Genomic DNA, 25,904 nt, shown 5'->3' on the forward strand with positions numbered 1-25,904 from the left:
ATAAATGCAGTATTTTTACTATATATCATTAAATATTAAAAAATACATTTGCAACTGTATTTATCAAAATGATATAAGATCTTATCTTATCTTATCTTATCTTATCTTATCTTATGTAAGATATCTATAATATAGTGATTTATTATAATCACCTAACAAGGTATAAGTTATATAAAATATATATATATTCTATGTTAGAAAATTCTTAAAATATATTATTATTTTAAATAAAATAGTCTTAAATAATAGTTAAAAGTAATACAGTATAATCCTGCAATATTAAAATTAAGACTGTACTTTGTAAAATATATTATAAGATATTTTACTCAATTTATAAAAAAATAAATTAAACACTTGAGATATAAGTTTTTATATATATTATATAATATGCTTATTATTATTTTAAATATAAGATTATATCTTAAAAAAAACTTGACTATCACTAAATAATTAATTATGGTAATTTACTTACCAAGCAAGAGGGTGATTAGCTCAGCTGGGAGAGCACCTCCCTTACAAGGAGGGGGTCGGCGGTTCGATACCGTCATCACCCACCAAGTTCAATAACTATTAATATATTTAAATTTTTATAATGCAATACTAAAGTAAAACAAATAAAAAAACCATAGAGTTAAATTATTGTATTATATGTGATTATATTTTTATAAATTAATTAAATAACTCCATCTTAAAAGTAACTATTCCATCAAAAGTAATTATACTTACATATCTATGATATTCTAAAAGATAAGCTTAATTTATATATAGAATAAATAAGACTTTAATGAGTATTTATAAAATTTTTTATTTGTAATAAAATTTATCTGCATACTAATTTTTTATATCTTTTAGTATCATTAAAAAACTATAAAGAAGTATTTAAATACTTTGTAAAAAGTACTCCATAAGTAATATCATAATTATTAAATATTTGATATATCTTTAATATTTTAATTAATTACTAAAATAAAATAAAATAATTATACAATTTTTAATTGCTCTATAAAGAGATGATTACTAATATAGTTACAGACCACTAAAAATAATCACTTAAATAAATGTTTTTTTAACTATATTTTTAAGAATAATATTGTAATTATCTTGATAATTAGATCATTTACTAATCTTTTTATAATACATAAAAGGTTATACCTTGGAGTACATATATTCATATAAGAAATTATAATTATAGTATTGAAAATGGGCTAATATTAGCTTTATAAAATTAAGCATCTAATAAATACCTTAGAATATTAATATTACTATAATTTTTATACTTGATTGCTTGAGATAGTATATATCTTACTGAATTAGAGTTTAAATAATTCCGTAAAAAACGTAAATACAGAGTAATTTTACCTTTTCTATAAATTTTAAAAAATATTTCATGTTTATATACTTAATTAATTTCGGCAAATTGAGTGTATGTAGCACCCGATAGACGAGTATTCTACTGAATATACTACTACTGGGATAATTTTATATATATTAGGTAATTTATTGTTGCTATAATTCTTAAGAATTTTTTATAATATTCATCTTCTTAAGATTAATATTTAATATTTTCATTCTGAAATAATTAATAATTAATGTCTTTTTTCAAAACTTTAGTTTTATCCATTGCAACCTTATTAGTAAATTTATTAGTAACTTTAAATGAATTTTACTAATATATTTTCAAGTATCTTACTCCTAGTATATAAAATTTTAAGTAGTATTTACATCAGATAAATTATATTTTGTTTTTTAGTGAGTAAACATAGTGTCTTTAAACTAAACTTTATTGTTGGAAAAAGTGCTATATTATTAGTTGAATTAGTTTTTATTTTACAGTACGTATAATTATTGATAGATTAATTTTATAGCAAAATATTAAGTAAGACTCTTTGTTAAGATGTAGATACAGGTTCATTAATTAATACATTTGGATGAAAAGCCAAAGCACGTAGGAGAGTCATCTCTATACCCATTCGACGATCTGGAAAATAATAAAGATCTTTACGACCAGTTAGCAAGATCTGATAAAATAGTTGTAAATCTGAAGGTGATAAAGTATTTGTTATTGCTCGCAACCTATGCTCAATAGAAGCATAGTAATTGTCTAAATTATTAGGTAATAACTGTAATATTGCAATACGGTGTAAAAGAGTAAGTATTTCAATAAGAAGATTTTCCCAATCTACCCCTAATAAAGCTATTTGTTCAATTAAATTCATTACTTTTTCGCTATCTGCTTCTATGAGAGCTTCAATAATAGATAAAGATTGATTATTATCTAATATACCAAGCATCTGAGAAACATGTTCTATAGTTATCTGATGTAATTCCATAGCAATTGCTTGATCTGTTAAACTTAAAGCATCTCGCATACTACCTTCAGCAGCTCGTGCTAACAGATGCAACGCATGAGAATCTGCTGTTAATCCTTCAGCTATAACGATACTTTCTAACTTATTACGAATTTCCTCGACACCTAATGATTTCAGGTGGAATTGTAAACACCGAGATAAGATGGTAATCGGTAATTTTAATGGTTCTGTGGTAGCTAATAGAAATTTAACATGCGGAAAAGGTTCTTCTAGTGTTTTTAACAACGCATTAAAGCTATGCCGGGAAAGCATATGTACTTCATCAATTAAGTAAACTTTAAAACGCCCACGCACTGGCGTGTACTGCATATGGTATAATAGCTCACGAGTATCTTCAACTCTAGTACGTGATGCTGCATCGATCTCTAAAAGATCAATAAACCGTCCCTGTTCAATTTCTTGACAGTTATCACAGATACCACATGGTGTAGCACTAATCCCTATTTTACAATTCAATCCTTTAGCGAAAATACGTGCAATACTAGTTTTACCTACACCGCGTGTACCAGAAAATAAATATGCATGATGAATGCGTGCGTAAGAAAGAGAATTTTCTAACGCAACAATAATATGTTTCTGACCTAAAACATCAGAAAATTTTTGTGGACGCCACTTACGGGCAAGAACTTGATAACTCATTAATAATAATTAATATATAAAGAATAATTTTATTAAGTAAAATAAATAATATAATTTTATACAAAATAATGCATTAAACTAATTATAATATATTATTTTGTATAAGTAAAATTTTATCAATACAAAATATAATAATTAATTAATCCAACTCTAAATATTGATCGTATTATATTTTTCAATACTAATATATTTTGCAATGATAATACATAATCTTAATGTTAATTTTTTATATTCTTCATTACACTAAATTTTATATTAAATAATAATAGATCAGATCTATATTGATTTAGAATAACACTCAGTTAAAAATAATATTTTGTATTTTTATGGTTTTTAAATTATTTTGTAAGATTAATTTAATATTCTCCCTATAATTACTTTAGGGATATTATCCTAATAATTCAGTAAAATTTTGAGTAATAAATACTAGTTTTAATCAGTCTCATAAAATAGAGAAAAATTTTTAATATGTCATAATAAATTATGTAGTGATAAAGAATTTGATTGTATCAAATATTCTTACCTATCGACTAACGTAGTTCTATAGTCTTTATTATTACTATAAATACTAGATCGAATACATATAAATATGTCAATCTTTCTATTGAGCATATAAAATTATTACATCCATTATTTTAATATAAATGAAATTCTACTTACATAGAGTATTAGAACAATAAAATTAATAAATTATTTATGAAATATTAAATAAAAATCTATATAATATAAAATATATAGTATTAATTATGATTAATAATTAGAACCTAAATTGATTTTTTATAATTACGTAAAATATTTCTTGCTATTAGAATATTTCCTTTAAATACACATAGAGTATAAGTGTAATAAATTTTTATTGTTAGTTACATTAGGTGTAATATCTCACTTTATATTTACATAGTAGTGAATATATAATAATAGTTCATAAACTACATCATGTAATAGCATTATATATAAATAGTATTTATTTTAAAGAATTTACTTTATACTGAGAAATATTCTTTAATATTTTTAAAATAAGCCTCACTTTAGGATAATATAAATCGATTATTCGAGCTAATTTTTATAAAAAATGTAGCTTTTTTATTAAAAAGTAGAATATAAACTTACTATATACAAGTATAATAATTTATTAATCTATGATTATATCAATTTTAGTAAATGGGCTATTTTATATGAAAATCAAAACTCGTTTTGCACCCAGCCCCACTGGTTATCTACATTTAGGTGGTGCACGTACTGCTCTTTATTCCTGGTTATTAGCTCGTCATAATAATGGCGAATTTATTCTTCGTATTGAAGATACCGATCTTAAGCGTTCGACAAAAGAAGCAGTTCAGGTTATTATAGATGGTATGAGGTGGCTTAATCTTGACTGGGATAAAGGACCTTATTACCAGACTGAGCGTTTTGACCGTTATAATGATATTATAAATCACATGCTAAAACAAGGTACTGCATATAAATGTTATTGCTCTAAAGAGCGTCTTGACTCATTGCGTCAAATAAGCATGGCTAAAGGTATAAAACCTAAGTATGATGGGTATTGTCGCGATAATCATTTACATCATTCTCCACATGAACCACATGTAGTACGTTTTTTAAATCCTAGGGAAGGATCGGTAATTTTTATTGATAAGATTCGTGGTTATATTGAATTTAGTAACCAAGAACTAGACGACCTTATCATTCGTCGTACTGATAGTTCTCCAACTTATAATTTTTGTGTTGTCATTGATGATTGGGATATGGAAATTACGCATGTTATCCGCGGTGAAGACCATCTTAATAATACACCACGCCAAATTAATATATTAAAAGCATTAGGAGCACCGATTCCAGAATATGCACATGTATCTATGATACTAAATAATCATGGTCAAAAATTATCTAAACGTCATGGTACTTCTGGAGTCATAGAATATCGTAATAAAGGTTATTTACCAGAAGCTATATTAAACTATATAGTGCGTATGGGTTGGTCTTATGGAGATCAAGAAATTTTTAGTATTGATGAAATGAAAAATTTTTTTACTCTTGATAACATTAGTAAATCTGCGAGTATATTAAATACTAAAAAATTACAATGGCTAAATCAATATTATATTAAACATATGTCTCCTAAATATATATCTATTCATTTAGCATGGCATATTTGTAATGCTGGTTATAATACTAATAATGGTCCAAATTTATTGGACATTATTCAGATATTAGCTGGACGTTGCAACACTCTAAAAGAAATGGCAGAACAGGCGCATTATTTTTATGAAGATTTTACTGAATTTGAAACAGAAGCAGTAAAAAAATATCTAAGTCCAATTGCATATAAACCACTAGAAATAATAAGCGAAAAACTTGCATCAATCGTTGATTGGACTGTTAAAAATATCTCTAATGAAATTAAAAGTGCTGCAAATTATCTTAACGTTAAGATCAGTGAAGTGAGTATGCCATTGCGTGTTGCTGTAACAGGTACATCCAAGTCATCAGGCATAGATATAACCATTTATTATATTGGTCAACAGCGTTCACTAAAACGTATTAATGCAGCCTTAGCTTTAATCACTAAACATATATAACAAGGTAATAACTAAATAAGAAAATATAAGTTAGATTAGATAATATATTGTTATAAAAAATTATAAAATATAATATATAAAATATGATACTATTAATCACTAAAATATTATGTAGTTTTGTTATACATAACTATAAATAACTATTAAAATTACAATAATTGTGTAGATTATAATAAGAAATATTACTACTATTAACTAATAAAAATTAAATTTTATAGTTTTATGTGGTTTTTAAAACTACTTAATAACTTTCTGATACTACATTGTATTTAAAGAAGATCTTCTTATAAAGAAGAGCATAAATAATTTTTATATTCTATATAATATATTAATAAATACATTATAAATTTAATACGCTTGATTTATCTATATTCATATAGGTAATATCGTGTTATATATTCTGAACTAAGGATGTGTTGATATAACCTAATATTAAATCAAAATTTATTAAAATACTAATATCTATATTTATTTTTACTATATTTACTTTATTAAAATATTTACTAATTAGAGGTTATTTAAATAATTAACCAGCATATTAATTAGCCTGAAAGTATAGTTTATAAACTATATCTAAAGATTTGAAAAATAAAATACAAGCTCTTTTATCATATACTAATTTTATTGTACATAACTATATATTAAGTTAGATGCTAATTTGTACAATAATTTACGCGTAAATAGTCTATGACATTTTACACACATTTAAGAAAACATAAAGTATTAATTAACTGAACTAGTAATGTTTTGAATAAATCTTGTTAAGTAATTAAATATATTTGAGGTTTTTATTATAAATATTAAAAAGAGGTTTGTACTATTTTAAATAAGTTACTAAAACTTTAAGTTCCAATATCAGAAATAAAAATAAAACCTTTATTATACAACAACACTATTTTAGAAAAAATACACTTATTTTTAGTTATATAAATATATTAAATATTAATACTATAGTTCGTACGGTACTTTACCATGATAATCTTAATATATTAATATTTATGATCACTAATCCCCAATATTATTTAGTATAATAGTAAACTACAATTATAGTATAAATAATACTAACTAATAAAACACTTATTTTAGCATATTAATAAAGTTAATAAGAAGTTTTATGTGGTTTAGAGGATATACATGAACACATTCAAGATATTATTAATAATAATATGGGGTTGGCTTCAGTATTCATTATGGATAGGCAAAAATGGTATGCATGATTATATACAAATACAAAGAGATATTATAACTCAAAAACATAATAACAGAATACTAAAATATCGTAATGATAAACTTTTTGCTGAAATAGATGATCTTAGTAATAATCAAGAAGCCATTGAGGAGTGCGCACGTAATGAGCTTGGTATGATAAAGATTGGTGAGATATTTTATCGATTAGTACCAAAACAAAATAAGCACAATATTATAACGCATTAGTGCTTATTAGGTTATTTCTCTGTATCTTATGCATCATTTAATTAGTTTACCATAAATAATATTTATTTATTAAGCATATTAAAATAATTTATATTCATTACAAGTTAAATATATAATGCTTCATGATCAATTAACATATCTACCTATAGTGGCTATCGTACCAGCAGCTGGTATTGGAAGTAGGATGAAAGCGTCTTGTCCAAAGCAATACCTGTCCATTAAAGGTAAAACAATACTGGAATATTCAGTTACTGCATTACTATGCAATGCAGATATTAAACGCATTATCGTATCAATTAACTCCGAAGATAATTATTTTTATAATTTGCCTCTAGCAAAAGATTATCGTGTTCAGGTATTACATGGAGGAGGAGCAAGTCGTGCAGAATCAGTACTAGCCGGATTAAGAGCTGCTAGTGATGCATATTGGGTATTAGTACATGATGCTTCAAGGCCTTGTTTGCATCAAAATGATCTTAGTAATTTATTGGCACTACGCTACACATCCCAAGTAGGTGGAATCCTGGCTGTTCCTGTTAGGGATACCATAAAAAGATCGACAGCTAAAATAGATAGTATTAAGTATACAGTTAATCGCGAATGGCTATGGCATGCATTAACTCCACAATTTTTTCCACGAAAATTACTAATAATGTGTTTAGAACATGCTCTTAATGAAGGAGCTCATATAACAGATGAAGCATCTGCATTAGAGTATTGCGGTTATCATCCAAAATTAGTATCTGGTCGTTATGATAACATCAAAATAACAAATCCTGAAGATTTGAGATTAGCTCAAATATATTTATCTCAAAATATATAACTTTTAAAATATTTAAATATAATCTTTATTTTTTTATTTTTAAATGATATTTAAAGGAGAGTGATTTATGAGAATTGGACACGGTTTTGATGTGCATAAATTTGGTGGCTCAGGACCATTAATTATTGGGGGCGTACGCATTCCATATAAATTTGGTTTGCTTGCACATTCCGATGGTGATGTATTATTGCATGCTGCAACTGACGCATTACTTGGTGCTGTTGCTTTAGGAGATATGGGTAATATATTCCCTGATACTGATCCAGTATTTAAAAACGCAGATAGTTATGTATTTTTACTCCAAGCGTTTAGTCTTATACGACTAAAAGGATATTATTTAGGAAATATTGACATCACTATTATTGCTCAAACCCCAAGAATATCTCCATATATTTCTAAAATGCGTACTAATTTAGCTGAATATCTAGATTGTCATATAGATAATATTAGTGTAAAAGCAACCACAACAGAAAAGTTAGGTTTTACTGGTCGTAGTGAAGGTATTGCTTGTGAAGCAGTAGTACTATTACTATAAGTAAACTATTAAATTATAAATATTTATTATTATCTAAATATTTCTTAATAAAATTAAATAGTTCTTCAAACTACACAGAAGAATTATTTTTCTAAATAAAAATTATATTCAAAACCTTATTATATTTATTCTAAATAAGATCTTAATAAATTGAATTTATTTAATAAATACTAAATATAATTGTTCTTCATATATTATATACACAAAAAATTATTCATACTATTTCTTATGTATATTAAGATTAGGTTGACTAGTATTAGTAAGTTATTCTATAAATTCTAAAATAAATTTTTAACATTATTTATTAGTAATGTATTTTATCTATATTATAGTAACTACTTTTACTTAAAATAATTAATCTAACTTATAATATCTATTATTAACATTGTAGTAATAAGATATCATAAGATATTTCATAAACCTAAATATTAGTCTTTGGATATTTAGAGCAGTATATAAAAATATATTTATCTTTTTTACATAACAATAATATTTAGATATTAAAATAGGGATAAAAAATATAAAAAATACAATTTAAAATTATTTAATCAATTTAATATTATTAATGGACATCAAGATAACACTGCAAATCTTAGCTTTATTTAGACTGTATACAACGTTTATAATATAATTTGCTAAAAAAACTGGATATACTTATGTATTAGATCGTATCTAATATTGATTTAAAGGTTTTATGAAAGATATTAATGGTATTAAAATACCAGATTTTATTTAATAAAAAAACTCATATAGTAAAATTAAAATAATTTACCGATCAAATATATACATATATGATAAATACTCCCTCCTGGATATAAAGAATAATTATTATCTTAAATTAAATCAAAGTAACTTGTTATACTAGATTGAGGAATAAGATAATTAATTAATTAATAATACAGTGGATATAGATAAAATAAACGAATTCACTGAACTAAAATTAAAAATTTTTTATAATACTTCTGCTCAGTAAAATAAGTTTATATAATACTTTCAATAATGATAGTATATTATACTATATTAAGTATAGTTATCGTCTTTTATTTATTAATCAAATACAACAAGGTCGGTGGTAAATGCTATATCACAACGTATGTTGAGATTATTACAATAATTAATACATTACGAAATGCATGATGATCTAGTGTTGAAATCTCTAGTTATACAGTACCCCGTGAAAAATTTATTGATGAGTTTATGTCTTATAAAGCCTATGGAATACAGGTGTACTAATAAGTTCGGGATAAACTATTTATTTGATAACCTTATATGAATAGAAGTAATAATAGAATTATTACATACAGGGTGTAAAAATAGAGTATGAGAAATTGGCATGGAATTGGGATATTAAACAGCAATACTAGCGCATCCAGTAAGGCGTATAATTTTTGGTAAAAGGATTAAAAATCTATAATGACAAGCAAAAGAAATCTGAAACAATTAAATATATAGAATATTTTCATTTGTCATAGTGATGGGTGATAGAGATGTGCTATATGCGTGGACTACTTATTTAGTGCTATCATTGTTACCGCAGTATAACCTGAAATCCTTAAGGGTTTATTAGCGCCATTATATTATATTGGAAGTTTATTTTTACCTGTTAGTAAAATAAATAAAAACAGATCTTAAAATATATAAAATAGTGTGATTTAAATTTTTTGATTCAGTCCATTTAGACAGTTAAATTTATTTTTTAATACAGAGTAAACTTAGTTAAGTTTAAAATATATATAATACTCAACAATATTAATAATATAAAAAATATATTTTTATGAATGAAATAATATTATATTTCATTTATCTTTTTATGTACAAAATACCTTCTATATTATAAATTGTATTACTTAATACCCTAAGAAAACTTTCTTTAATAAAATTAAATAAACATAGTCACTATTAAAGTATATTTATTAAACTAAAATAAAAATTATTTTTCATTATCTTTCTGTATTATATATAATATAATTTTATCTTACATGAGATACTAAAAAAATTAGTATATTGCACATTATTAAATAATTAATTGTAAATTATAAAATTTATTCTTCTTCTAGAAGTATATTAAAATATTATATAAGGTTAAAAATAAAATTTATTATTTATAATATCATACTTAATAAAATTACTCGTATTGCACAATAATAATAATATAATATCAAAGATATTATAATCTGCTATTAATTATACAAAAATTAGTAACTAAAATACAGGAATTATTTAAAAATTATTATTTATATATAAATAATAATTTTGTTCATTAATATTTTTTAATAAACTTATAAATATTTAAAAATAATTATTTATAGCAAATTATAAACAACTATTTACAATAGTATCTTTATAAAAATATTATTAAATAATATTCATTAATTTATTATAAAATAAAATAAAAAATATAATTTATTAAAGTATTAATATATTTTATAATTCAAAACAATTTACTTATTTACATTTGCTTTTAAAGCGTTCTATTTTAGCTCCTAATGAGTTTAGTTTATTCTTAATTTTATCATAACCACGGTCAATATGATAAATACGATCAATAATAGTAGTACCTTCAGCAACACATCCAGCAATAACTAAGCTTACTGATGCACGTAAATCAGTTGCAATAACTTGTGCACCAAATAACTTATGCACACCCTTAAACGTTGTGGTGTTACCTGTAATCTTCGCATGAGCTCCCATACGAATTAGTTCAGGGATATGCATAAAACGGTTTTCAAAAATATTTTCAGTAATTACACCATTACCTTTAGCTACGATATTTAATAAACTAAACTGTGCTTGCATATCAGTTGGAAAACCAGGATGAGGCGCTGTATGTATAATCACTGCCTTAGGACGTTTACCATGCATATCTAAAGATATCCAATCTTCACCGACCTCAACATCTGCACCTGATTCACGTAATTTTGTTAATACTATATTTAAAGTATCTGGACGTGTCTTACGACATATAATTTTTCCACGAGTTACAGCTGCTGCAACTAAAAAAGTTCCAGTTTCTATACGGTCCGGTAATATTCGGTAACTACCACCACCCAATCGATTAACACCTTCAATACTAATCAGATCAGTGCCAGCACCAGATATTTTTGCACCTATAGTATTGAGAAAGTTTGCGGTATCAACAATCTCTGGTTCACACGCAGCATTTTCAATAGATGTTGTACCTTTAGCTAACGTAGCTGCTATCATACTAGTAACTGTAGCACCAACGCTCACTTTATCCATAAGTATTTGTGATCCCTTGAGACGTCCATTGATAGAAGCTGTTACATAATCTTTTGTTAATGTTACCTTAGCACCTAGTTGTTCTAAAGCAGTGATATGTAAGTCAATTGGACGATCCCCTATAGCGCAACCTCCAGGTAGAGAAACCTGACCATAACCAAAACGAGCTACTAAAGGACCAAGTGCCCAAATAGAAGCGCGCATGGTTCTAACTAGATGATACGGGGCACAGAATGCATGAATGTTTCTAGCATCTATATATATGTAGTTTCTCCGTTTAATATATACTCCTAGATAAGTTAATAACTCTATAGTTATATCAATATCTTTTAACTCTGGTACGTTCTCAATTTTTACAGGTTCTTCAGCTAACAATGCAGCAAACATAATTGGTAGAGCTGCATTCTTTGCACCAGAACTGATTACTTCACCTCTTAGGCAAGAAGGACCCTGCACACAAAACTTATCCATTATTATCAATATAAATTCACTATTTAAATAATTATTACTGTAATAAAAGAACTAGTATTATAATTATAACGTATTTAGTTTATAGTAGAATTGCCATTCTTTAGGAGTAAGTGCCTTTATTGATAAAGAATGAATTCTACTATTAACAATATATTTCATTAATGGAGCATAAACTACTTGCTGTTTTTTTACATTACTAATACCGATAAATTGTTCACAAACAATAATAACCTGAACATGGTTTCCATTACATGTTACATAAACTTCCTGAGGGGATAATGCATTGATTAATAAATTTTTAATTTCGTTATTATCCATAGTACTCAACAATAATTAAATTATACAGAACAATATAAGAATTATAATATAATTCACTATAACAATCTTTATGTTTTGATGTGATATCAAACTATATAAGGACAACAAAAATTCTTCAAGAACTTATATTACAAATAATAAAATATAACTACATAACAAATATACATAAAATAATATAATAAAATACTCTATTATTTAAATAATACACTCAATTTTTTAGTTAAAAAAATTCTTTTATTTTCTAAAATAAGTCCTTAACAACTTATTTAAATAATTGTACTCTTATTTTAGATTAAGATATTATAATCTATGTAAAATATTATAGATAATAATCTAAACATAGTATTAAAATGATATACAGAGTATATGACTAGATAATATTTTTAATATTAACTCATTATTAACTAATGTTTTATTTATAATATTAAAAATAAAAGGGTATATGAAGTATTTTTTAATTTAAAATTAGATAAATATATTGATATAGTTTTTAGAGAAATATATTATCAATCATTGATTTTATTCTTACTATCTGTTTAAACTATAAAATCGTAAATTTATCAAGATAAAATCTATGAATATAATAAAATTATAAATAAAGAATTGTATTTGAGATAAAAATAACAGTTAGTTTTAACTATTAGGATAAAACTATAATTATTCTAATTATATTATTGAAAAAAGAATTTAAAACAAGGATTAATATTTAAAATATAATCTAAAATCAATATTATTATATAAAAATTTTTAAATAATTGAAAATTATTTCAGCTAAGTTATTATTTTATTTAAATATCGAGATAATCAAATTATTTGCTGAATGGTCACATAACAACTTTATCCTTTATTAGTATTTAAGATTATGTTATTAGAGTACAACAATATTTTAAGTTATTTCTTTTATCTCTTTCACTGTCAATCAGTAAAAGAGATACTTCTACGCGTAGATCATCTTACAATGTCATCTTTAATAAAAATATAACTAGATGTATATAAAAAGTGACCCATTATTACTACAAATAATTTTAATATCATATATCTAGTATCTCAAATTAGAGTGACTAGATTACATACTATTGTCTTTATCTAAAATATTAATTAATAAAAAAATAAATATAGTTATTAAGGAATATATTTTTTTAAAATTAAAAAAATAATGAACTTCTCTTAACTTTCTCATAATGTTTATACAAATGATATAATCTAATATAATTATAATAAATAAAATATATTATAAAAATATTTTCTATTAACATAATATATTAATTAAATTAATTTAATACTTATTATTCATTATATAATAATAAGTAATTATATAAAATATCTGTAATATTAAATTATATTTTTACGCTAATATTAATACATAATTCACTATATAATTTAATAGGTCTTAGTCGATCACAAAGTATTGAGTTATATAGTTTAGGTAATTTATAATCTAATACATCTTTAAAGTATTAACTAGAATATTTTTCTACTTGAATACTTACAAGATTAATCTAATAAATTTTATGCATTATCTACTACATATTACAACCTAGTTACTTTATTACTAGTTAATTAGTATTACAGTATACACCAATTACACTCATTAATGTATGAATATAGCTGATAACTACATTTATCTTTAGTTACTATCATAGATCAATACGATAGTTATCGAGTATGCATAACTTATTATTTATAATTGCATTAAGTTATTAAATATCAAGAAGTTTTTTTAGATAGATCTTACCAACAATAAGGTGTATTAAAATTAGATAACATTAGTTATTGTCATCCTTAGTTATCGTAATATTTTTATTAAATAAGTATTACAAAGGATATTTACATGATTAAATCCATTGGCTCTCCCCTATTATGGGTTATTTTTGCGATTATTATAATTATTATGCTTGCCGTAGACTTACTGTTACAAAAAAAACGCGGTACAACTATTATGACACTGCGCCAAGCAGCTATATGGTCTATCTTATGGGTAATTCTATCTTTATTATTTAACTTATTTCTCTGGTGGCATCTTAGTGGAACTATGGGACATATTATTGCATATAAGCAGGCTACAGTATTTTTAACAGGTTATTTAATTGAAAAAGTGCTAGCAATAGATAATTTATTTGTATGGTTAATGCTGTTTCAATCTCTCTCTTTACCACCCAATCTACAGCATCGTGTGCTAATATTCGGTATTTTTGGTGCTATTATTCTGCGTACTATGATGATATTTTTTGGTAGCTGTTTAGTTACTCATTTTCAGTGGGTTTTATATATATTTGGTACACTTTTAATTTTTACTGGATTAAAGATTGTATTTGAAAAAAATAATGATCTCAAGAATAAGGAAAAGACATTGGTATGCTGGATTAGAAGACAACTTAGAGTAAATGATAGTATTAAAAAAGAAAACTTATCTGTTAATAACAAAGGAACTTCACTTTTTAGTCAACTACTACCCATACTAATTTTTGTTGAACTTAGTGATATTATTTTTGCTTTAGACAGCATCCCAGCTATATTTTCAATAACCAAAGATCCATTTTTAGTACTAACTTCTAATCTATTTGCTATTCTGGGTCTGCGAGCTATGTACTTTCTTCTTGTTGGTATAGTAAAGCGATTTTCTATGCTGAAGTACGGACTATCGGTAATTATGATATTTATAGGTTGCAAAATGCTTTGTATGAATTTTTATAATATACGCACTATTATTTCTTTAAGCGTGGTTATTGGTATAATAGTGCTCACATTAATAATTAATATATTAATTAATCACAAAGATGGTAGTTAGCAATAATAAATTTATATTTTTTTAAAAATAACCTAAATTTTAACGGAAAGAAGTAAAATTATATTTTAGGATTATTTTATGAAATTTTACATTATATATTTTATATTATTTTTAATTTTTAGATAATCTAGTTATATTTTAATTTTATTAAGTATATTAAATACTTTTATTATTAATCTTCTATTTAATTAAACATAAAGGATATTAATACTAATTAAAACTCTAAATACTATTTCTCAATAATTCAAGTCTAATGAACTTTTATAATCTATTTATTTGTCATTTAATATCTACTTAAAATAGATAGTTAACCACTAAAAAATATTATATAATTTTATTATATAATATTTTTTATCTTTACTATCAAGATTATCATATAAAAAAATAATACAGATAGGTTATTTAACCACAATAAGTTCTAAAATAAGTAAGAGATTATCTCACCCCCCCTCTTTTCATATAGAAAAATAACTACATTAATAAAAATATATTAACTTATCTACTTAGATAAGAATCATTATATATATTGCTGTACTTTTACATCTAAAAGATAAAATCTACGTTAATGATAAAATCAAATAAATCATATAGGATTTTTAATCCCATTCATTTCTAATACCGTATAATCTATTTAAAATAGTAAATATATTTACTTGCTCTTTAAAAAGAGCAATTAAATCAACAACAATTTCAACAAGATAGATGAATTATTTGAGGGTTTTTTCTATTAGAATAATTAACCTTTATATTACAAATAAATTTTAAAAAAAAACGGGTTGACTTTTATTATTTACAATGTTTATAAGAAATATTATTTAAGCTTATTATTTATTAGTTGAGATAAATTTTATTATATACTTTTCTATGTAACTATTTTGTAAAATAAACAGATAGATAAAAACTTATTTATCCTACTAACACTTAGTAATATAATTTAATATCAAAATAAAATAGTATTTTACCTCATATTTTAATCTAATTTTATTAAATAACTTAATAATAAAAGATATATATTTATAGTCCATATAATAACGCATATAAAAATAATAATATTAAAGAATATTTTAATCTTTAATCTTTAAACTAGTAATATATACTTTTTTAAAGTAAAATTTGTTTTAATTTGATATACTATGTATTATTTATAATATTCATTATAAAGTACCTGCAATTTCAATCAGTTTCGTTACATAGGTAAATATAATTTTAAATATAGTAAAATTATTCAAGTATATTTCTATTCTATATTTGGTATTTTTTGATTATTATTCTATTAGAAGTATAATCCCGCGCCAAAGTAGTGAATTATAATAAATATTAGCCAATTAATATTAATAATATTAATATAACTTTTTAATACGGTTATACTATTTATTATTATATAATAATTTTTTAATTATATAAAATTATGTTATTAGTGTGGTAAACTAAGTAACTGTATAATTAAAATATTTTTGTCTCTATATAATGTTTACTTATGAAAGTAATATTTAAAAACATCAATAAATTTTTATATATGAAGTAATTTATTGCAGTAAGTTTTTTTAAAAACTTACTTTTTATATTTACATAAGTGATTATTTTAATATATCTTATATATTTTGATAAAAAATTAGATTATGTATTGTTATATAAAATATAATTTAATCAAATGTATAATTTTACATTATATATAAAAATATTTTTTTAATAAATTATTAATATTGGAAGTCATATTCTATTAATGCTATTATATTAATTTTTAAGAGATATAAATTTAAAAGTAAAATAATTTTATTACATTACCTTAATAAAATTAGTTGACGCATCTTTTTCATATATACATAATGCGACAGCATATTCATTTAAAGTGCCTAATTAAATAATCTAGAATATGGCTACGTAGCTCAGTAGGTTAGAGCGCATTACTCATAATGATGAGGTCACAGGTTCAAATCCTGTCGTAGCCACCATTAATTAATAATTAAATTATTTTTCTTTAATAAGCGGGAGTGGCGAAATTGGTAGACGCACTAGATTTAGGTTCTAGCACCATTAGGTGTACGAGTTCAACTCTCGTCTCCCGTACCATTTAAATTAAATTTAATTATTTAGATATTTTGGGGTATAGCCAAGTGGTAAGGCACTGGGTTTTGATCCCAGCACTCCCAGGTTCGAATCCTGGTACCCCAGCAACATAGGTATAACAACCATTTTTTATATTTAGGTATTATATGTATTAAAATAATTTAATTGCCTTATGTAATTATATATTTTAATATGTATACATCAGAAGATATAAAATATTCCTTAAGAATTTATTTTTTATGTCTAATAAGACAATCTATCTATAATACTTTATTAACTAGTTAAGTGTATTTTTTAATAAAAATTATATATAATCTATAGGGTATATATTATATATCTTAACAGGTATATATTTTTTATTATTGCAAACTAATGAATATATAAGAAGCATCATTATAGTATTTAATAATTCTCTATAATTTATGTTTTATATAACAATATATAAATTATTTCACTAACTTTAGATAATCATTCATATAATGACCTATTATGCCCTCTGTATTCTACGTCATTCAAGTTTAAATTATAGTAAAACAATATCTATCCAATTAAATATTATAAATATAACCTACAATTTTTATTGAAATATTACAGTAACTTACAATATGAATTTAAAGATATTTTAAATAAACAATATAGAATTTATTTAATACTTAAGAATATCTAGATATTATTGTACCATATTAATTTTATATAGTTTGTCCATAATAATAACACATATGAATACTTAAATTTTACATTATACTTACTTTCATGATAGTATTATATAATCTAGAAATACTTAAATATTGTATATAAAATATAATTTCTTTATCAAATTATAATAAAATTAATCTTAATACCCAAATATTTATAAGAACTTAAACTTAGGTGATATTAACTAAAAATTATATTTTATAGTGTATTATTTATACTTTTAAAATAACTCAAGAAATTTTTAATAACCCACTTATTAATGAAATTTTAATTTTTATAAAATACAATTTTTATACTCAATAAATACCTTTAATACATAATTTAACTAAATAATTATTTTATTATTATATTCAAATAATTATTAATTATTTATTAAATAACATTCTATTTATTAAGTATTACCTAAAATTTTAAAACACTAAGAAATTTTAAATAACAGATTTAAATAATATTAATAATATATTATATTAATAAATATTTTTTTATATATACTTAACTGAGCTAAAAATAATATTACTAATATATATAATAAATTATGCTTATAAAATAAATCAGTGATACATAGAATATATGAAAATATGTAGTTCCGGTAGGTAGTATTTAGTGCGTATTATAAAACTAATAAGTACTACGAAACTAGTTTATATTTTAGTAAAATATCAAAAATAAATGAGAAAAAGATACTAACAATTTTTAAGTAATATTAGATATTATTATATTTAATAAAAATATCTAAATATCTATAGTTAAAGTACTTTTTAAAATTTTATCATATATAAAAAGAAATACTTTACTAAAAATATTTAATGAATAATACTATTATGAACTTTCTCTATATTTTAATCACTAATATTAATGGTTATACTATCCAGTAATACTTTGTCAAAGTTATTGTATTTCCACAAATATATAGAGAATTTAATTTATTTTTCTATTAGTTTCATGATTAGTAATATTATAAAATTATTAATAGTAAGTTAGAATAACTTACTATATTGGTATTACTTTCTTATCAAGAAAAGTAAAAACATAATAATTTATATGGTGTAAATTAATAACAAGTTTAGTCTAGAAAATGCTCATTTATTTTTAAAGAGGTAAAATATACATAAATAATAAGAAATATTATCAATTAAACATACTAATTACTTATAAAGATTTTAATTACTAGTATTTTTTATTAGAATCGAAGATTTATTAAAATTTTAATATGAACATTATTAACTAAACTCATAAAACCAAGTATTTAATAGTATTATAAAAAGATAAGATATTTAATATACATTAAATATAGACATTATAGACATTTGTATGGGTATTTAAAATTTAAATATAATACTAATTATTATAACTTTTTTTATAAAAATACTAAACTTCAAGATGCTTTTATTAAAGAAACACTTATACTATATATATAAATCTAAAATTTTCTTAAAATTCAAAAAGATTATAACCTATAATTTTTTAGGATTGATTAAAATTAGAATAGTTTTTTATATATAAAACAGTAGCTTTATATCTATAATAATACCTATTAATGACAATTATATTATTTTTAGTTACAATAATTGTTTCCCCTTATAATATAAAAATATTTTTAAAATTAAATAAGATTTAATGTCAAAAAATTTATATATGTATATTACTAGTAAGTAATTTTATAAGAAAAATATTTTTTATAATACTTTGGTAATTTATTATTATAAATATTAATTAATATAACAAAATAATAAGTAAATTACATATATATAAAATTTACTAATTATTTTATATACAAACTAACTTCAATATAAGCATATTATAATATTATTATTGATACATAATAAAATCTTAGATTATATATTCTACTATTTTAACCTTAACATCAGAAAATATATTTATATTTAAGGTACTATACTATTTATTTATAATAATCCAAATAATAAAAAACCAATACTACTTTTAGTTTTAGAAATTAATATTCTTTAGATACTTTAATAAAAATTAAAATTATTTTTTTTAAAAATAGAAAGTATTATATAACTTATCCCTCTCTTTGAACTAATAAGGTCTAGTGGACTATAAAAGACAAATACAGTCATTTAATATAAATACTTCCAGTAAACTTCATATATATGCTTAAAATAATAGTTAATACTACTCTACATTATGATAAAAATAGTAATTTTCAATACATATATATAAATATAATAAAAATATTTTTACTAACTTGCTAATATTTCAAATCAAATACATACTTATTATCAATTTTATTGTATTAATAATACTTATAACTATATATTCTTATAAATTTATCATTCAGTAATAGTATAAAATACTAACAATATTTTACTTATAAATATTATAACTACCATGTAGGATAACTTATCTAATAAATATAACTGTTAACTAGTTTAGATAAAAAAATTTATTATCATCATAATTTATATAATGGTAAAATATTCTGTATAATTCGTAAATACATACTTAAGTGATATAATCTTTTATTATATATCAAGAATGATTTCAAATCTATATATCTTTAATGTATTTATTATGAGTAGGTAACTACTTTTTGATAATAAAAAGTTATTATTTCTCTAATATCAATAAAAATATTATCCGTATGATAAATTATCATATACATATAAACTGGATTTATTTCTAAAATATTTATTAAATTATTAAAGGTATAAACTAATTATAACTAAAATTATAATATATTAGTAGTATCTATTTATAATTTATATTGCAGTATACATATATTTAGAAATAATCTGTAAAACACAGTTATAATTTAATGGTACTATTAATAAATATATTTAATGATTATCCTATAAAATAAATTTTAGATATACTCTTACTTATTAAGAGCTTTAATGAGCTTAAGAAAATAACTATATAGCACAAATATAGATAATATTTTTGAGAAATACACTTATTTCCATGAATTATTAGGTATAGTTTTTAACTAATATTTTTTTGATAGTTATTATTAGTAATCTTTTTTGATACAGTAAATTAGGTAATTATTACTTTATAATATATTACCTAATTTTAATAGTATTAAGATATTTTTATTTAAATAAAAAGATAAAGTTCTATAAATCTTATAAATATCTGTACCTTAAATTACACTTAATATTATAGGAAATAATAATAAAAGAAGTGACAAAATATTATAATATATTATTTAAATATATTCAGTATTAAATAAAATATCAAAAATAGAGCTGTTTTTATTTTTTTAAGTACATAACTCCCTGTCTAAGTATCTATTAATATATAAAAATATTATAACTTAATATATTATATTAACCATAGTTTTAAAAATATAATACTTATTAAATTTGATAAGGTATTTATGTCATTTACTTAAAAATTATTATCAAGTTAATTAAATATATTATTATACTTAAAGAATAATTATAGAAACTATATTCAGTGTATTTTAAAAATAACTTAATTATTTTAAATATCCTGTAAAATAAACTATAAATAAAACAAAGATTATATAAAAATTAATAATTAATTTAATATTTAGTTAAATATCATCAGTATTACTTAGATAGAGATACAATATATTTCTTAGTATATATAAAAATAATATTTTATTAATCATTTTATTTTTAATATATCTTACAGACTACTTAAGAGAATTTATGATAAGTTTTTACCAGCATAATTAACCTAATTAGTTTAAATGAAATTTAACTAAATCTCTAATTTATTTATAATATAAACTATACTAGTAATAAATACTATTTTTTATCTAATTAATAAATAATTATTAATATAATCGTTAAAATATTAATTAATTTATATCATTAAATTTATAAAATTATTTTATGAATTAAGAATAATTTATTTTAAAATATCAAATTAAATCTAATCTCAATAAATTAATAATTTTATATTAAAATATATAATCAAACTGATATTTATAAAAATAAATATGATATTAAATGAATAAAAATTAAAATAAGTTCACATCTAAAGTTAATAATAACTATTCAATCATAAAATTATTATAGTACAAATTACTACTGCATTTTAATGTAAATTAAATAATTAGCAAAAAATGAATATTGTTCTTATAGCACAAAAGATTATTACTAGTAAATAAGAATAAAATATTCTATATCTAACTAATATTATATGAAGATAATAGTTAAAATATGTTATTATCGGTGATATATAAATATTATATAAAATTATAAAACTAATATATAAAAAATTTATAAAGAGAAAGTAAGATTCAGGTAATAGATTAAGTATAGGTAATTATACGAATGTGATAAATTTATATATTGTATAGTATAAATGTTATTTAATAAATATATTGTATTTTAAATATAGGATATAGAATATATCCACTATAAAGTAATTTACTTACTAGAACAATGCATATTTTTAATACTTTCGGCTGTATATTTTTATATCTAACAAATAAATAATAAATTATATTATATTATATTATATTATAATAGATTAGATTAGATTAGATTAGATTAGATTAGATTAGATTAGATTAGATTAGATTAGATTAGATTAATTTAATACTATTGAATCTTCTAATATTTATCTACACCAAGATAGGCTATAACTAGTAGTTAACTATTTGATAATAATTTCAAAATATCCAATCAGGTGGTTGAAATAATAAACTTAATGTTAAAAACAACAGATATATATCCTGAAGTTACACCTACTAATTATCTACTGTATAAAATTGCTCTAGGTATTGAATATGATGGGAGTCAATATTCAGGATGGCAGCGTCAATTAGATGTGTCGAGTGTACAAGAATATTTAGAAAGAGCATTAAGTAAAGTAGCCGGTGAGCCTATAACAATTTTCTGCGCCGGCAGAACAGATGCCGGTGTTCATGCAACAGGACAGGTAATACATTTAGAGACAAATGTTAAACGCAAAGATAGTTCATGGATCATGGGAGTAAATAGTCATATACCAAAAGATATTGCAGTACGCTGGATAAAGGTTGTAAATAAGAACTTTCATGCCCGTTTTAGCGCAATAGCTCGCCGTTATCGATATATAATCTATAATAACCGATATCGTAAAGCCATCTTACAAAATGGGATGACTTATTTTCCTTACTATCTAGATGCTGCAAGTATGGAAAGAGCAGGACAGGTATTACTTGGAGAAAATGATTTTACCTCTTTCAGATCCTCTCACTGTCAATCATGTACTCCATGGCGAAAAGTATTCCATCTCAAGGTAATACGTCTAGGTGAATATGTTATAATAGATATTAAAGCAAATAGTTTTTTACACCATATGGTACGTAATATCGTGGGCAGTTTAATAGAAATTGGACGCGGTCATTATTCTGAAAGATGGATAGCTGAGCTATTAAAGGCAAAAGATCGCCGGTTAGCAGCTGCTACTGCTAAATCATCTGGATTGTATCTTATTTCAGTAGATTATCCCGGACATTTTGAACTTCCAAAAACTAAAATAGGACCTCTATTTTAGTTGATTAACTCATAATAATATCTATATTTAGATGCTGTAACAATAGCATTATTATTAATATACATCTTATATATAAAATAACTATATAACCTTATAAAAGATCTTAAAAACTCTTTAATCTCCTCTATTCTAATTTATAGAATATATTCTAGTAATTGATTACTAGTAAAATAGAGAATTATTTTACTAATTACATGCTACACTATTACATATGATTATCTTAGCGAGATATACATATAAAATTTTAATAGATTTTGAATAAAAAATTATAGTTACAATAATGATTGTAAGCTAGTTTTTATATAATAATTATATATATATTGGTAATATATTATATAATATAATAGATATTATATATCATATATAACTAGATGTGACTTATTTTAAAGTATATTATTATAATAATCTGATTAATTATTAGAGTGCCAATGAAATACAATTTATATATTTATATTTTTCGAACAATTTAAATATATTAAAATATATTGAATTAATATCCCAGATATTTTAAATTTATTTATATCCTAGACATAAAATTAATATATAAGTTAAATATATTTAGTTAATAGATAATGTAAATACTAAAAAATATTCTGTATCTCTTGATTTTTTTAAAAATATTTCTATATAAGAATACTGCTAATATTTAATTATATTAAATGAATTATAAAATTTAATAGTTAAAATAAAAAATTATTATCATGTATATAGTTATATATAGTAATATTTACTCATACATCAGATACTAAATTACTTACTAATAAAACCCTACAACTCTGAGACTAAGGTGATAAAAAAAATTTTTAAAAAAGATAATACTAAATTTATAGTAAAATTAGGGGTATTTGTATTTATGTAATACTTATTTAAATTAATAAAATCTAATAGAGAAATGATCTTTAAGAATAATTATAGACATTGATAGAAAGGAGGTAACACTATAGTTAGTATCTTAAAATAAATAAACTCATATTAATAGAAAAACAAGGTGACGTAAAATTAGTAAATAAATATTTTTCTTATAACATTATATATGTATATATAAAATATATAATTTATTATATATAATAAAATTAAAGTATAATACTTTTATAATCCATGTATTTTATAAAAAATATAAGATAGAATATATATTCTATAAATATTAATACTGAATATTAAATATATTTCTGATGTGTACTAAAAGTACACTATATAGTAAGATGAATATCTAGTAGACATAAGTAGCTATAAGTTTATATCGTTATATTTAAAATTATTTTAGTTATAAATTTATATTAATATTGCATCTTCAAAACTATTGAACTTCACTATAAAATATAAAAAAATTTATTATTGATTATTGAATATATGATTTATATAATAGTATTATAAAATACGATGATAATTGCTCAGAACTGAAAAGTTTCCTATATAATACAGGAGAAAGCATGTATCCCGTAGATTTACATATGCACACTGTGGCAAGTACCCATGCTTATAGCACACTCCAAGAATATGTAGCACAAGCTAAGAAATGCGGCATTAAACTACTAGCCATTACTGACCATGGACCTGATATGGTAGACGCTCCTCATTATTGGCATTTTATGAATATGCGTATATGGCCACGAGTAATAGATGGTATTGCTATTTTGCGAGGTATTGAATCTAATATAAAAAATATAACAGGAGAGATTGATTGTAGTGATATTATGTTAGATGAGCTAGATCTAGTTATTGCTGGATTACATGAACCAGTTTTTAAACCTCGTAATTGCAATTACAATACTGAAGCAATGATATCCACTATAGAAAAAGGGATAGCTGATATTATAAGTCACCCGGGTAATCCTAAGTTTCCTATTGATATCTGTGCAGTAGCAGAAGCTGCAGCGCGTTACAACGTAGCACTAGAGTTAAATAACTCTTCATTTAATCACTCTCGTCTTGGTAGTGCAAAAAACTGCCGTAATATTGTTAAAGAAGTACGTAAAGCAGGGGGGTATATTGCATTAGGAACTGATTCTCATATAGCCTTCTCGTTAGGAATTTTTGAGCATTGCATGCATATTATAAAAGAGGTAGATTTTCCACAGGATCGTGTGCTCAATGTATCCCCTCGTCGTTTACTAGATTTTTTAGTGAATCGAGGTAAACGTGTTATTATAGAACTGGACGATTGGTAATTTGATTTATTATTCTGAAAGTAAAATATTATTTGTTAAAAACATATACGATTAGATGATATCTGGTATATATATTATGTTTATAACATAATATTTTAACTATAATATTATATTATAAACATGTACTGATTATCTATAAGATATAGATGTTCCCTTTTATTAAAATATTATTGATTAACCTTAAAGTATTACAAAAATAATATATATATTTATAAAATAATACTTATATATCACAATTACTAGGATATAAAAGCTTACAAAATAACTTATTTAAGTATACATCTTTTTATATA

At 22.3% G+C, this 25,904-nt stretch carries 9 protein-coding genes, 4 tRNA genes and 1 pseudogene; 11 read left to right on the top strand and 3 right to left on the bottom strand.

Annotated features, from left to right (window positions below; genetic code table 11):
- Positions 1-481: 481 nt before the first annotated feature.
- A tRNA-Val gene (locus K0T98_RS01945) sits at positions 482-557 on the top strand.
- Positions 558-1,904: 1,347 nt separating this feature from the next.
- On the opposite strand, the pseudogene dnaX reads toward K0T98_RS01945, so the two are convergent.
- Positions 1,905-3,008 (bottom strand): annotated as a pseudogene (gene dnaX / locus K0T98_RS01950) (DNA polymerase III subunit gamma/tau); the annotation flags it as partial.
- Between the two features lie 1,175 nt (positions 3,009-4,183).
- Between dnaX and gltX the strand changes: the two are divergent.
- From gltX to ispF, 4 genes are all read left to right on the top strand, one after another.
- Complete coding sequence (gltX, locus tag K0T98_RS01955; protein ID WP_225639197.1) at positions 4,184-5,590, top strand: glutamate--tRNA ligase; 1,407 nt, start codon at positions 4,184-4,186, stop codon at positions 5,588-5,590.
- A gap of 1,134 nt (positions 5,591-6,724) precedes the next feature.
- The gene (gene ftsB, locus K0T98_RS01960) at positions 6,725-7,024 is read left to right on the top strand and encodes a cell division protein FtsB (RefSeq protein WP_225639198.1); all 300 of its coding nucleotides are present in this window, start codon (positions 6,725-6,727) and stop codon (positions 7,022-7,024) included.
- 115 nt (positions 7,025-7,139) lie between these two features.
- Complete coding sequence (ispD, locus tag K0T98_RS01965; protein WP_225639199.1) at positions 7,140-7,847, top strand: 2-C-methyl-D-erythritol 4-phosphate cytidylyltransferase; 708 nt, start codon at positions 7,140-7,142, stop codon at positions 7,845-7,847.
- A 67-nt stretch (positions 7,848-7,914) separates the two neighbouring features.
- Complete coding sequence (gene ispF, locus K0T98_RS01970; protein WP_225639200.1) at positions 7,915-8,382, top strand: 2-C-methyl-D-erythritol 2,4-cyclodiphosphate synthase; 468 nt, start codon at positions 7,915-7,917, stop codon at positions 8,380-8,382.
- A 2,445-nt stretch (positions 8,383-10,827) separates the two neighbouring features.
- Here ispF and murA read toward each other — a convergent pair.
- Positions 10,828-12,093, bottom strand: a complete 1,266-nt coding sequence (murA, locus tag K0T98_RS01975; RefSeq protein ID WP_225639201.1) for a UDP-N-acetylglucosamine 1-carboxyvinyltransferase — start codon at positions 12,091-12,093, stop codon at positions 10,828-10,830.
- Between the two features lie 63 nt (positions 12,094-12,156).
- Positions 12,157-12,411, bottom strand: coding sequence for a BolA family protein (locus tag K0T98_RS01980; protein WP_225639202.1), 255 nt, complete (start codon positions 12,409-12,411; stop codon positions 12,157-12,159).
- A gap of 1,834 nt (positions 12,412-14,245) precedes the next feature.
- Between K0T98_RS01980 and K0T98_RS01985 the strand changes: the two genes are divergently transcribed.
- The 6 genes from K0T98_RS01985 (at position 14,246) to K0T98_RS02010 (ending at position 25,611) form a co-directional block, all read left to right on the top strand.
- Positions 14,246-15,199 (top strand): TerC/Alx family metal homeostasis membrane protein, encoded by a 954-nt coding sequence (locus tag K0T98_RS01985; protein ID WP_225639671.1) that lies wholly within the window; start codon positions 14,246-14,248, stop codon positions 15,197-15,199.
- A 1,875-nt stretch (positions 15,200-17,074) separates the two neighbouring features.
- A tRNA-Met gene (locus K0T98_RS01990) sits at positions 17,075-17,151 on the top strand.
- A 33-nt stretch (positions 17,152-17,184) separates the two neighbouring features.
- Positions 17,185-17,269 (top strand) — tRNA-Leu (locus K0T98_RS01995).
- 30 nt (positions 17,270-17,299) lie between these two features.
- A tRNA-Gln gene (locus tag K0T98_RS02000) sits at positions 17,300-17,371 on the top strand.
- A gap of 5,241 nt (positions 17,372-22,612) precedes the next feature.
- Positions 22,613-23,443: a tRNA pseudouridine(38-40) synthase TruA gene (gene truA, locus K0T98_RS02005; RefSeq protein WP_225639672.1), complete on the top strand. Its 831-nt coding sequence runs from the start codon at positions 22,613-22,615 to the stop codon at positions 23,441-23,443.
- A gap of 1,430 nt (positions 23,444-24,873) precedes the next feature.
- On the top strand, positions 24,874-25,611 hold the full coding sequence (locus K0T98_RS02010; RefSeq protein ID WP_225639203.1) for a phosphatase: 738 nt from the start codon (positions 24,874-24,876) through the stop codon (positions 25,609-25,611).
- Positions 25,612-25,904: the final 293 nt, after the last annotated feature.

It is taken from the genome of Candidatus Profftia sp. (ex Adelges kitamiensis) (assembly GCF_020342455.1).
Taxonomy (GTDB): Bacteria; Pseudomonadota; Gammaproteobacteria; order Enterobacterales; family Enterobacteriaceae; genus Profftia.